The sequence below is a fragment of the Microvirga makkahensis genome (assembly GCF_009830105.1).
Classification (GTDB): Bacteria; Pseudomonadota; Alphaproteobacteria; order Rhizobiales; family Beijerinckiaceae; genus Microvirga; species Microvirga makkahensis.
In genome coordinates this window covers 75,180-87,562 of the sequence record NZ_WURB01000013.1, presented here as the reverse complement: position 1 = coordinate 87,562, position 12,383 = coordinate 75,180, and the positions used below count along the sequence as shown (strand labels likewise).

Here is a 12,383-nt window from a genome sequence, read left to right as displayed (position 1 = left end):
TTCCGATCGAGCTGGCCGGGACGGGCCCGGCCATGATGAAGAGCCATGACGAGGTGCGGCGCGGTCCGGGGGCCCGGAGCACCCGGTGGGTCGCAAGGCCTCAAAGAGTCGCGGCGACCGACTCGACGGCATCCTTCGTGGCGGAGACCACGATGTCGGCCTCTTCGCGGGTCAGGCAGAGCGGCGGGGCGAAGCCCAGGATGTCGCCCTGCGGCATGGCGCGGGCGATGACCCCGCGCTCCAGCAGGGCGGCCGTGATGCGCGGGCCCACCTTCTCGGAGGGATCGAAGAAGACGCGGTCGTCCCGGTCGCGCACGAACTCGACCGCCGCCATCAGGCCCTCGCCGCGCACCTCGCCCACGAAGCGGTTCGAGCCCACCGCCTCCTGGAGCGCCCGGTTGAAATAGGCGCCGACCTCGCGGGCATTGGCGACGATGTCGAGCTCGTCCACCACTTCCAGGTTCGCGACGCCCGCCGCCGCGCACAGGGGATGGGACGAGTAGGTCCAGCCGTGGCCGATGGGCCCGTAGGCGTCGGAGCCCTGCTCCAGCACGCGCCAGACCTTCTCGGACACGATCACGCCCGAGAGCGGCGCATAGGCGGAGGTCAGGCCCTTGGCGATGGTGATGAGGTCCGGCCTGATGCCGTAATGATCCGAGCCGAACATGGTGCCGAGACGCCCGAAGCCCGTGATGACCTCGTCGGCGATGAGCAGAATGTCGTACTTGTCCAGGACGGCCTGGATCTTCTGCCAATAGCCCGCTGGCGGCGGCACGATGCCGCCCGTGCCGAGCACCGGCTCGCCGATGAAGGCCGCGATGGTCTCCGGGCCCTCGGCCTGGATCATCTCCTCGAGCTTGTCGGCGCAATATTGCGAGAACTGCTCCTCGCTCATGCTCCTGTCGGGACGGCGGAAGTAATAGGGCGCCTCCGTGTGCAGGATCGGCGGGCGCGGCAGGTCGAACAGGTTGTGGAAGGCGGCGAGCCCCGTGAGGCTGCCGCTCATCAGGCCGGAGCCGTGATAGCCGCGCCAGCGCGAGATGATCTTCTTCTTCTCGGGGCGTCCCAGCACGTTGTTGATGTACCAGACGAGCTTGATGTTGGTCTCGTTGGCGTCGGAGCCCGACAGGCCGAAGAACACGCGGCTCATGCCCTTCGGCGCGCGGTCGATGATCATCTTGGCGAGGCGGATCGAGGGCTCGGAGCCGTGGCCCACATAGGCGTGGTAATAGGGCAGGGCGGCGGCCTGGGCGGCGATGGCGTCGGTGATCCTGGTGCGGCCGTAGCCGACATTCACGCAATAGAGGCCCGCAAACGCATCGAGGCTGCGCTTGCCCTGCCGGTCGACGATGTAGACTCCTTCGCCGCCCGAGATGATGCGGTTGGGGGTCTCGCCCCGCGCGTGCTGCGCCATGTGGGTGGACGGATGGAAGAAGTGATCCCGGTCCCAGGCGTTGAGTTCGTTGTCGAGATTGTTGGTTTCGTTCAGCATGGGACTCTCCGGTCAATGAATGTCGAGACAAAGGTATTTCAGCTCGGTGAAGGCCTCCAGGCCGTGGCGCGAGCCCTCGCGGCCGAGCCCCGACTGCTTCACGCCGCCGAAGGGAACGGGCGCGCCGGTGATCTTCACGCGGTTGATCGCGACCATTCCGTATTCGAGGGCCCGGCCGAGCCGCAGGGCGCGGGCGCCGTTCTCGGTGACCACGTAGGCGACAAGGCCGTACTCGGTGGCGTTGGCCCGCGCCACCACCTCGTCTTCCGTGTCGAAGGGCGTCACTGCCGCGACCGGCGCGAAGGTCTCCTCGCGCATGATCAGCGCGCCGTCCGGCACGTCGGCCAGCAGCGTCGGTGTCATGAAGAGCGGGCCTTCGGTCCGCTTCTCCTCCGTGACGCGGCGCGCCCCGAGGGCGAGCGCGTCCGCGATCTGCGCCTGCGCCTTGGCCACCGCATTGGCGTGCATCAGCGGCCCGATCTCCACGTCCCTGTCGAGGCCCGGTCCCGCCTTGAGGCCGGCGATGCGCCGGCCGAAGGCTTCGCAGAAGGCCGGATAGATCGAACGCTGCACATAGATGCGGTTGGCCGCGAGGCAATCCTGGCCGGAGGTGGCGAACTTCGCCGCCATGGCGATCTCGACCGCCTTGTCGAGGTCGGCATCGTCGAAAATCATGAGCGGCGCGTGGCCTCCGAGCTCCATCACGAGGCGCTTCATGGTGGGGGCGCAGCGCGCGGCGATCTTGCGCCCGATCTCCGTGGAGCCGGTGAAGCTGACGACGCGCACGCGCTCGTCGTCGCAGAAGCGGTTCGCGATGGGCTCGGCGTCGCCCGTCACGATGTTGAACACGCCGGGCGGCAGGCCCGCGCGCTCCGCGAGTTCGGCGAGCGCGAGCGCGGAGAGCGGCGTGTAGGAGGAGGGATGGGCGACCAGGGTGCAGCCGGCCGCCAGCGCGGCCGCGGCCTTGCGCGTGAGCATGGCGGAGGGAAAGTTCCAGGGCGTCAGCAGGGCCGCGACGCCGATCGCCTCGCGGCGCACCAGCATCTCCGCTCCGGGCAGGTGGCTCGTGACGCTCTCCACGTTCAGGCGCTTGGCTTCTTCCGCGTACCATTCCACGAAGGAGGCCGCGTAATCGATCTCGCCGGTGGATTCCGCGAGGGGCTTGCCCTGCTCCAGCGTCATGATGAGGGCGAGATCCTCGCGGTTCTCCAGCATGAGCGCGTGCCAGGCGCGAAGGCGCGCCGCGCGCTCCTGCGGCAGCAGGGCCTTCCAGGCGGGGAGCGCCCGGGCCGCGGCGTCCACCGCCTGCCCGGCGGCCGCGGCGCCGAGGCGCGGCACGCGGGCGACGTTCAGGCCCGTGGCCGGATCGTTCACCTCGAAGCGCGCATCGTCGGGCGCGGCCGTCCAGCGGCCGTCGATATAGGCCATCTCCCGGAGCAGGCGCGGATCCCGCAGGCGGGAGAGCGCCGTGTGGATGTTCGCCTTCGCGGGAATGGAGGCGGTGGTCTGCGTCATCGCGTTCATGCGTCGCCCTTTCGGAAATCGGATCAGGGCGAGGCTAGCGCTTCGGACAGCGAGACACTTTCGGTTCTCCGGCGGGGCGGGAGAGATTCTCTCGGTTTTCACGGAACACGCCGGAGACTTTCTCGCGCGGGCGCCGGCTCGCCGAGGATGGAGCTCAGGAACTCCCGGGTGCGCGGCTGCTGCGGGTTGCTGAACAGGAGCTCCGGGTCGCCCTGCTCCACGATGCGGCCCTTGTCGAAGAAGCAGACCCGGTCGGAGACCTCGCGGGCGAAGCGCATCTCGTGCGTCACCAGGAGCATGGTCAGGTCGTGTTCCTGCGCGAGGTCGCGGATGACGCCCAGCACCTCGCCCACGAGCTGCGGATCGAGGGCGGAGGTCGGCTCGTCGAACAGGAGGACGCGGGGGCGCATGGCGAGCGCGCGGGCGATGGCGACGCGCTGCTGCTGGCCGCCCGAGAGCTGGCTCGGGAAATGGTCCTTCTTGTCGTAGAGGCCGACCATGCGCAGCAATTCGGTGGCGCGGCTCTCCGCCTCGTCGCGCTTCATCTTCAGCACCGCCACCGGCGCCTCGACGATGTTGCGCAGGACCGTCATGTGCGGGAACAGGTTGAAGCTCTGGAACACCATGCCGACATTGCAGCGGATCTTGTGGAGATGCTTCTCGCTCGCCTTGAACGGACCGTGGCCGCCGGGCTCGTGGTAGGGGATTCCGTCGAGCTCCAGATGCCCCTCCTGGAAGGGCTCCAGGGTCATCAGGATGCGCAGGACCGTCGACTTGCCGGAGCCCGACGGGCCGATCAGGGTCACCTTCTCGCCGCGCGCGACCTCGAAGTTGAAATTGTCCAGGACGGTCAGCGCGCCGAAGCGCTTGGTGACGTTCTCGAAACGGATGATCGGGTTCATCTCAGGGGAATCCCACTTTTGGGCAGGGCTCTCTCGACCAGGTAGATGAGAGCCGAGCAGATGAGGGTCATCGGCAGGAAGATCAGGCCGACCATGGAGAGCGGCACCAGATACTCGAAGGTCCGCTCGCCGATCATGTTGGCGAGGCCGAGCATGTCGAGCACCGTCACGACGGAGAGAACCGGCGTCTCTTTGAGCATCGACACGAGATAGTTGCCCAGGGAGGGCACGATGCGCGGGACCATCTGCGGCACGACGATGTCGCGGTATGTCCGGAGGCGGCTGAGGTTGAGGGCCGTCGCCGCCTCCCACTGGCCGCGCGGGATCGCATCGATGCCGCCGCGATAGACCTCCGACGTATAGGCCGAATATTGCAGGCCCAGCGCGAGCGCGCCCGTCATGAAGGCCGGCAGGACGATGCCGAAATCCGGGAGGACGTAGTAGAGGAAGAAGAGCTGGACGAGCAGCGGCGTGTCGCGGACGAACTCGGTGAAGCCCGCCACCGTCCAGGAGACGATCCTGAACCGGCTGCGGCGCAGAAGCGCCAGCACCAGGCCGAGAACGAGCGCGATGGCATAGCCGACCGCCGCGGCCTTGAGCGTGACCAGCAGGCCGATGCCGAGGATCGGCAGAATGGAGATCGCGAAGGTCAGCGGCGTCGTCGTGTCCCAGGCATAACCGTACATCATGAATGGGCGCTCCGGGGAAAGGCCGGCCCGCGCCTCAGCTTCTTCTCGATGAACCGCATGACGAGCATCAGGCACAGGGCGATGATGAAGTAGCCGACGAGGGTGAGGGTGTAGACCGTCGCGCTGTCGAGGGTGATGTTGCGCATGGACTGCGCCTGGAAGGTCAGGTCGGCGATGGAGATGAGCGAGACCAGGGCCGTGTCCTTGAGATTCTGGATGGCGAGGTTGCCGAAGGCCGGCATCATCTCGATCACGGCCTGCGGCATCGAGATGTGCCAGAGCGTGTAGCTCTTGCTGAAATTCAGCGCCCGCGCGGCCTCGAGCTGGGTGTGAGGCACCGAGAGGAGAGCGCCGCGCACCACCTCGGCTCCGAACGCGCCGGTGAGGAGCGACAGGGTCATGATGCCCGTCGTGATCGGATCGAAGGAGATGCCGATCAGGGGGAGCGCGTAGTAGAACCAGAACAGCTGGACGAGAAGCGGCGTACCGCGAAACAGCACGATATAGACGAAGGCGATGCCCGACAGGATCCGGTTGCTCGACGTGCGCGCGATGCCGGCGGCGAAGGCCAGAATCGCGCCGAGGGCGATCGAGGCCAGCGAGATCGTCACCGTGATTTGCGCACCCTTCAGCAGGGGAGGCAGATATTGCGTCCATGTCATCGTCGAAACTCCTGACGGCGTTCATCCGGCCGGGATGGGCGAGCCCCGGCCGGACGGTTCGAACGAAGCGGGATTACTTTCCGGCGCAGAGGTCGGCGACGTTCTTGGCGGCCGCGGCCTTGATGCTCTCCTCGCTCAGGCCGTAGGACGTGAGGATCTTCCGGTAATCCTCGGTCTTGCGGAATTCCACGAGTTCCTTGTTGAAGGCGTCGCGCAGCTCCTTGTCCTCGGGACGGAAGGCGAAGCCGCCGTAATTGCGGACCGGCTTGCCGTCGACGACGGGATCCGTGAAGGGCCGCACCTGCTCGACGGCCTCGCTGCCTTCGGCGAGCTTCGACACGGTGAGCTCCGTCGCCGCATAGGCGTCCACGCGCGACTGAACGGTCGCGGGCGCGTCGGCATTGGCCTGGATGATGACGATCTGGCTGTCCTTCACGCCGACGGCGCGCAGGAAGTCGATGTTGTTCGCGCCCGAGACGACCGCCACCTTGAGGGAGGGATCCTTGGCGATGTCCGCATAGGTGGTCAGCTTCTTCGGATTGCCCTTCTTCACCAGCAGGCCTTCGCCATAGCTGGAATTCGGCTCGGTGAACGACACCTGCTTGCAGCGCTCGGGCGAGATGTTCTGCTCGGCGGCCGCGAAGGCGAAGCGGCGGGCCTTCAGGCCGGGGATCAGGGTGCCGAACGGCGTCACCGTCCAGTTCACCTCGTCGATGCCCATGCGCTTGAGCACGGCGATCGCGACGTCCGGGCCGATGCCGGCGGCGGTGCCGTCCTCCTTCATGTAGCCGTAGGGCACTTCGTTCGCCGTGGCGCCCTGGATGTAGCCCGCTTCCTTCACATCTTCGAGGGTGAGCGCCTGCGCGCCCCCGAGGCCTGCCGCGAGAGCGAGAACGGCGACGCCGTAGCGGATCATGGTCTTCATCTGGTCTTCTCCTCTGGTGTTATCGATCACCGGACGTACGATCGAACCCACATCCGATGCTGTTCTTTTGGCTTGAGCATCCTTTCACGCGAAACTGGTTCCCGCTTGCGCGTGCGATGCTCTTGAAGAGCCGCGTGCCGGTTGATCCGGCTTGCAGCGTTGCCGCTGGCGGCGGTTGAGTTCGATTCAGTTCGCTTCCTCCACGGTTGCGACGACGGCGAGACAATCCCCGGTCTTGACGAGACCGGGAAAGTGCCGGGCCGCGAGAATGCCGTCGAGGGCGGCCCGGTACTCGGACGGGGCTTGCCCCGTGCGCCCGACCGGATGGATCCGCGCGATCACGTCGCCCTCCCGCACCCGGTCGCCGAGATCGACGACAGGCTCCACGAGCCCGTCGTCCTCGGCGAAGCGGAAGCACTCGCCCGAAGGCATGTCGAGCCAGCGGGTCGGCCCGGTCTCCGGCGATCCCGCGACGATGCCGGCGTGCTTGAGCACGTTCATCGCGCCGCGCTTGGCGATGCCGACCGTGCGGGCCGAGGACGTGCCGCCGCCCGACAGCTCCGTGGTCACGAACACCTTGCCCATCTCCTCGGCGGCACTGTCGTACATGCCCACCGCGTCGATCTCGATCATCCGCATGGAATAGGGCGCCGAGAACGCCGCGACCGCATCGAAGCAGCGCCTCTCCTGCTCCTTGTCCGGCAGCGCGTGGGCGGCCGCGTAGGGCAGGAAGTCTAGGGTACGCCCGCCGGAATGGAAGTCGAGCACGATGTCGGCCATCGGCAGCAGAATGCGCTGGAAGTAATCGGCGATCTTTTCCGTCACCGTGCCGTCCGGGCGTCCGGGAAAGCTCCGGTTCAAGTTGCCCCGGTCGATGGGCGAGGTGCGGGTGCCCGCGCGGAACGCCGGGTAGTTCATGGCGGGCACGATGATGACGCGGCCCTGCACCGCCTGCGCGTCGAGGGTGCGGGCGAGATCGAAGAGGGCCACCGGCCCCTCGTATTCGTCGCCGTGATTGCCGCCGGTGAGCAGCGCCGTCGGCCCCTCGCCCCGCTTGACGGTTGTGATCGGGATCATCACCGAGCCCCAGGCCGAATCGTCCCTGCTGTAGGGCAGGCGCAGGAAGCCGTGCTGCACGCCGTCCGCGTCGAAATCGACGCTGGCGGTGACGGGGGAGGGGCGCTTGATCGGCGTGACGGCGTTCATGGCTTCACGAAGAGCTGGCGCGGCACGCTGGAGAGGCACTCGACGCCGGTTTCGGTGATGAGGATGCTCTCCGTGATCTCGAGGCCCATGTCTTCGAGCCACAGACCCGTCATGAAATGGAAGGTCATGCCGGGCTTGAGTTCGGTCCTGTCGCCGGGGCGCAGGCTCATGGTGCGCTCGCCCCAGTCGGGGGGATAGCTCAGGCCGATGGGATAGCCGGTCCGGTTGTCCTTCACGATCCCGTAGCGCTTGAGGACGGCGAAGAACGCGTTGGCGATGTCCTCGCAGACATTGCCGGGCCTGGCCGCCGCGAGGCCCTCCTCCATGCCCTCCAGCACGGCCTTCTCGGCGTCGAGAAAGGCCTGCGTCGGCTTGCCCAGGAAGACGGTGCGCGAGAGCGGGCAGTGATAGCGCTTGTAGCATCCTGCGATCTCGAAGAACGTGCCCTCGCCCTTTCGCATCGGGCGGTCGTCCCAGGTGAGATGCGGCGCGGAGGCCTCCTCGCCCGAGGGCAGGAGCGGGACGATCGCCGGGTAGTCGCCGCCGTGGCCGTCGACGCCGCGAAGGCCCGCATCGTAGATTTCGGCGACGAGATCGCATTTGCGCAGGCCCGGCTCCACCGTCTCGACGATGCGCCTGTGCATCGCCTCGACGATACGGCCCGCCTTGCGCATGTAGTCGATCTCGGTCGCGCTCTTGACGGCGCGCTGCCAGTTCACGAGTGACAGCGCATCCTTGAATGTCGCATTCGGCAGGTGCCTCACCAGCGACAGATAAGCGGCGGCGGAGAAGTAGTAGTTGTCCATCTCGACCGCGATGACGCCCCTGCTCCAGCCGCGCGCCTCGATGATGCCGGACAGGAAGTCCATCGGGTGGCGTTCGGTCGACTGCACGTAGTGGTCGGGATAGCTGAGGATGTTGTCGTGCGAGAGATAGGCGGTGCGCTTCGCGCCGTTGGCGTCCTGGCCGCGGCCGAACCAGATCGGCTCGCCCTCCGGCGGCACGAGCACGCATTGATGCACGTAGAACGACCAGCCGTCGTAGCCCGTCAGCCAGTGCATGTTGGACGGGTCGGTGACGATCAGGAGATCGATCCCCGCCTGTTCCATCGCCCTGCGCGTCTTGGCGAGGCGCTCTGCATATTCCGCTCTGCTGAAATTGAGGTTGGGCGCGCTCACAGACGATCTCCGGTTGCTTTCTGGGTGTCGATGGATTGGCCCGCGCCCGCGTCACGGGCGCGGGCATGGGCGAGGGTGGCGATGGCGGTGTCCTGCACGCCGGTCCCCGTGAGGTCGCAGAGCGTGATGTCCTCCGGGCCTTCGCGGCCGGGGGCCTGCCCGGCGATGACTTGACCGAGTTCGGGGAACGAACGCGTCCCGTCGATCGCTCCGGCCCGGATGGCGTGATGCAACTCGCCGAGGCGGCGCGTCTGCGCCACGCTGTCGGCGACGTAGCGGACCCGGGTGAGGGCCGCGGGGTCGATCTCGTTCTTGTGCTCGGAATCGGACCCCATGGCGGTGACGTGCTGGCCGGGCCTGAGCCATTCGGCCTTCAGGATGGGCTGCTCCGCGGGGGTAGTGGTGACGACGATGTCGGCGGCCGCGCAGGCGCCCTGCGGGTCTCGGACCGCTTCCACGGCGATGCCGAGCGACGTGGCGAGATCGCGGGCCGCGGATTCCGCCTTGGCGAAATCCCGCGCCCAGATGCGCGCCCGCCTGATTGGCCGCACCAGGGTGAGCGCCTCCAGTTGCAGGCGGGCCTGGATGCCCGCGCCCAGGATCGCGGCTTCCTGCGAATCCGGCCGCGACAGGTGCTTGGCGGCGACCGCTCCGGCCGCGGCGGTGCGCACGTCGGTGAGATAGCCGTTGTCCAGGAGGAGGGCCTCGACGAGGCCGGTCCTCGTGCTGAACAGGATCATCAGGCCGTTGAGGCTCGGCAGGCCGATTTTCGGATTGTCGAAGAAGCCCGGGCTCACCTTGATGGCGAACCCGTCGAGGCCGGGCACATAGGCGGTTTTCACGTCCACCTCGCCGCGATGCTCGACGATGTCGAGGCGCAGGATCGGCGGCATCACGACGGGTTTGGTGGCGAGCGCCGCAAAGGCTTCCTCCACGCATGCCACCGCGCTCGCGTCGAGACGCACGATCTCGCGCAGATCGGGTTCGGTGAGAACGAGCATCCGGGTCATGGGGTGTATCCTCCCGGGGAGACGGCTTCGCCGGCGGCGGCGTTCACGATCGATCCGTGCAGCGCCTCGTCGATGTTGCGGCCCGAGACCACGACTACGGTCGGCCCCTTCACCTCGACCTTGCCCGCCAGGAGCGCCGCGATTCCGACCGCGCCCGCTCCCTCCACGATCTCGCCTTCCGCCGTGAAGGCGTGGCGGATGCCCCCGGCGATCTCCTCCTCCGACAGGAGCACGATCTCGTCGAGAAGATCCCGGCACATGGCGAAGGTGTAACGGTTCTCCAGGCCGATGCCGCCGCCGAGGGAATCCGCGAGGGTTTCCATCTCCTCGACGAGGACGGGTCGTCCGGCCCGCAGGCTCTCGTGCATGGCTGCGCCGCGTTCCATCGAGACGCCGATCACCCGCGCCCGCGGCAGCCTGCTCTTGACCGCCATGGCGGTTCCGGCGGCGAGCCCGCCGCCGGAGAGGGGCACCAGAACGAGTTCGGCATCGGGGCGGGCCTCGGCGATCTCCAGGCCGATCGTTCCCTGGCCTGCGATGACCTCCGCATGATCGAAGGGCGGCACCGCCGTCAGGCCCGCCTCGCGCACCAGGCGCTCGACCTCTTCCTGCGCGTCGTCCTGCGATCGGCCGACGATGCGCACCTCGGCGCCCAGCGCGCGCACCGCCTCGACCTTGTTGGCGGGAACGAGGGCCGACATGCAGATCACGGCCCGCACGCCCTCGGCTTTCGCCGCGTGGGCGAGGGCGCGGCCGTGATTGCCGGTCGATGCGGTCACGAGGCCGCGCTGCCGCGCCTCCTGACTCAAGGAAAGAACCGCATTCGTCGCGCCGCGAAGCTTGAAGCTGCCGGTCGCCTGATGGCTTTCGAGCTTGAGGAGGACCGGGGCGCCGGCGCGGGCGGAGAGGCTGGGAGAGGGCGCCAGCGGCGTGCGCCGGACGCGTCCGGCAATGCGGGCCTGAGCCTCGGCGATCCGGTCCGGTCCCACAGCGATCATGGCCGGGGACCTGCCGGTGCAGGAACGGCGAGGTTCGAGGCGGCGCCCACGTTTGCGTGTGTCGCATCGAATTGAACTGGTCCGAAGCCGGATTCTTTTGTGACGACTGCGTGCATCCATCACCTCTCGTCAGGACAAAGCGATGGTGTGGCGCACCAAGTTTCATGTCAATCTTTATATTGTCATGAAACAATGATGGAGGCAGATGCGGGCCGAGGACGGGAGCGGGAAGTGCATCGGCGGGTGCTCCGCGCGCAGGAAAGGCGCATCCGCGAGGATCCGTGCGCGGATCTATGGGCAATCCATCGGCAATCTATGCGATGGTCCCCGCGTCGAAGACGGGCGGCAGCTGCTCGAAAGTTTCCGCGATCGCATGGAGCGCGCGCGCCAGGGTCGCGTGCGACAGGCGGCCGCCGATGCAGATGCGGATCCCGCCGGGACCGTCCAGGCCTGCCCTGAAAGGATCGGACGGGGTCGCCGCGATGTTCCTCTGGGCCAGCATGCGCACGAGACCGTCCTCGGTCCACCGGGGCGGCACCTTCAGCCAGGCGCAGAGGGACAGGGGATGCGCCTGCGCGACGTGCGCCCCGAGGGTGTCCGCCACCACGGCCTGGCGCGCCCGGACCTCCCGGCGCTGCAGATCGACCAGGCTCCGGGCGGTGCCGTCCTCCACCCAACGGGTCGCGATCTCGGCGGGCAGGTTCGTGGCGCTCCAGCTCGTCACCCGCATGATGCTCGCGACGCGGATCGCGTATTGCGGCGGCACCACGAGATAGCCGACGCGCAGACCCGTCAGCACCGACTTGGTGAAGCTCGTCACGAAGAAGCCGAGATCGGGCAGAAGCTCCGTGAAGGACGGGAGCGGCTCTTCCAGCAGCGGCTTGTAGACCTCGTCCTCCACCACATAGACCCCATGGCGGCGCGCCACTTCCGCGATGGCCCGCCGCCGCTCCGCTCCCATGACGTGGCTCGTGGGATTGCCGAGGGAGGGGACGAGCACCAGGGCCGTCACGCCGCCTGCGGCGCAGGCCTCCTCGAAGGCCTCGACCAGGATGCCCTCGCGGTCGGTCGGAAGGCCCCGCAGGGTGAAGCCCAGGACGTTGGAAAGGCCGATGATCCCATGGTCGGTCAGGCTCTCGGTGAGGACGATCTCGCCCGGACGGACGATGGCGGCGACCGCCAGGAACAGCCCGTGGGCCGCGCCGTTCGTGATCAGGACCCGGTCCATCGCCGCCCCGACCCCGAGCTCCCTCAGCCAGCCCTGGGCCGCAGCGCGGTGGCGCTCCAGCCCCGCGATCGGCCGGCACGGGCGCATGAAGGCGCTGTTGTCGCCCCGGGCGAGCTCTCCCATGACGGTGCGGGAGGCTTCCTCGTGCGCCTCCGTATAGACGGCCCGGATGATCGAGAGGTCCACGGTCTCGCCGGGGTCCCGGTCCAGCATGAAGCGGTCCGCCTTCTCCGTGACGCGGCTGCGCACGAAGGTGCCCCGGCCGACCTCGCCCCTGAGGTAGCCGGACCGCTCGGCCTCCTTGTAGCTGAGGCTCACCGTCTGCACCGAAACCCCAAGCCGGCGCGCAAGGTCGCGATGGGTGGGCATGCGGGCATGCGCCGGCAGGATCTCAGCCTCGATGTCCGCGATGATCCGCTCGGTCAGGAGCTTGTGCTTGGTGATGCCCCTCCGTTTGATCAGTGTTGGATTCCAATCCGCGACGATAACGTCCTTGGACTGGATCCGGGCATCCCGATTGGCGGGAAGGCGAGGCAGCTCACGCATAGGATTGTCTCAACCGATTGTGA

The 12,383-nt window shown here is 67.8% G+C and carries 11 protein-coding genes; all 11 read right to left on the bottom strand.

Annotated features, from left to right (window positions below; translation table 11 throughout):
* Positions 1-100 precede the first annotated feature (100 nt).
* Positions 101-1,492, bottom strand: coding sequence for an aspartate aminotransferase family protein (locus GR328_RS17150; protein ID WP_160885868.1), 1,392 nt, complete (start codon positions 1,490-1,492; stop codon positions 101-103).
* A gap of 12 nt (positions 1,493-1,504) precedes the next feature.
* Entirely contained in the window at positions 1,505-3,016 is a 1,512-nt protein-coding gene (locus tag GR328_RS17145; RefSeq protein ID WP_160885867.1) for an NAD-dependent succinate-semialdehyde dehydrogenase, read from the bottom strand.
* Positions 3,017-3,114: 98 nt separating this feature from the next.
* Positions 3,115-3,918, bottom strand: coding sequence for an ectoine/hydroxyectoine ABC transporter ATP-binding protein EhuA (gene ehuA / locus GR328_RS17140; RefSeq protein WP_160885866.1), 804 nt, complete (start codon positions 3,916-3,918; stop codon positions 3,115-3,117).
* Positions 3,915-4,607 (bottom strand): ectoine/hydroxyectoine ABC transporter permease subunit EhuD, encoded by a 693-nt coding sequence (gene ehuD, locus GR328_RS17135; protein ID WP_160885864.1) that lies wholly within the window; start codon positions 4,605-4,607, stop codon positions 3,915-3,917. Before ehuD ends, ehuA begins: the two co-directional genes overlap by 4 nt.
* On the bottom strand, positions 4,604-5,269 hold the full coding sequence (gene ehuC, locus GR328_RS17130) for an ectoine/hydroxyectoine ABC transporter permease subunit EhuC (protein WP_160885862.1): 666 nt from the start codon (positions 5,267-5,269) through the stop codon (positions 4,604-4,606). The genes ehuD and ehuC overlap by 4 nt, the downstream gene beginning before the upstream one ends.
* Before the next feature lie 73 nt (positions 5,270-5,342).
* Positions 5,343-6,194, bottom strand: a complete 852-nt coding sequence (ehuB, locus tag GR328_RS17125) for an ectoine/hydroxyectoine ABC transporter substrate-binding protein EhuB (protein ID WP_160885860.1) — start codon at positions 6,192-6,194, stop codon at positions 5,343-5,345.
* Positions 6,195-6,380: 186 nt separating this feature from the next.
* Entirely contained in the window at positions 6,381-7,400 is a 1,020-nt protein-coding gene (gene doeB / locus GR328_RS17120; RefSeq protein WP_160885858.1) for a N(2)-acetyl-L-2,4-diaminobutanoate deacetylase DoeB, read from the bottom strand.
* Positions 7,397-8,578, bottom strand: coding sequence for an ectoine hydrolase DoeA (gene doeA / locus GR328_RS17115; RefSeq protein WP_160885856.1), 1,182 nt, complete (start codon positions 8,576-8,578; stop codon positions 7,397-7,399). The genes doeB and doeA overlap by 4 nt, the downstream gene beginning before the upstream one ends.
* Complete coding sequence (gene eutC / locus GR328_RS17110; protein WP_160885854.1) at positions 8,575-9,588, bottom strand: ectoine utilization protein EutC; 1,014 nt, start codon at positions 9,586-9,588, stop codon at positions 8,575-8,577. Before eutC ends, doeA begins: the two co-directional genes overlap by 4 nt.
* Positions 9,585-10,586 carry a hydroxyectoine utilization dehydratase EutB gene (gene eutB, locus GR328_RS17105; protein ID WP_160885853.1) on the bottom strand — a complete coding sequence of 334 codons (1,002 nt, stop codon included), beginning with the start codon at positions 10,584-10,586 and terminating at the stop codon, positions 9,585-9,587. The genes eutC and eutB overlap by 4 nt, the downstream gene beginning before the upstream one ends.
* 313 nt (positions 10,587-10,899) lie before the next feature.
* Entirely contained in the window at positions 10,900-12,360 is a 1,461-nt protein-coding gene (gene ehuR, locus GR328_RS17100) for a MocR-like ectoine utilization transcription factor EhuR (protein ID WP_160885851.1), read from the bottom strand.
* Between the last annotated feature and the right edge of the window lie 23 nt (positions 12,361-12,383).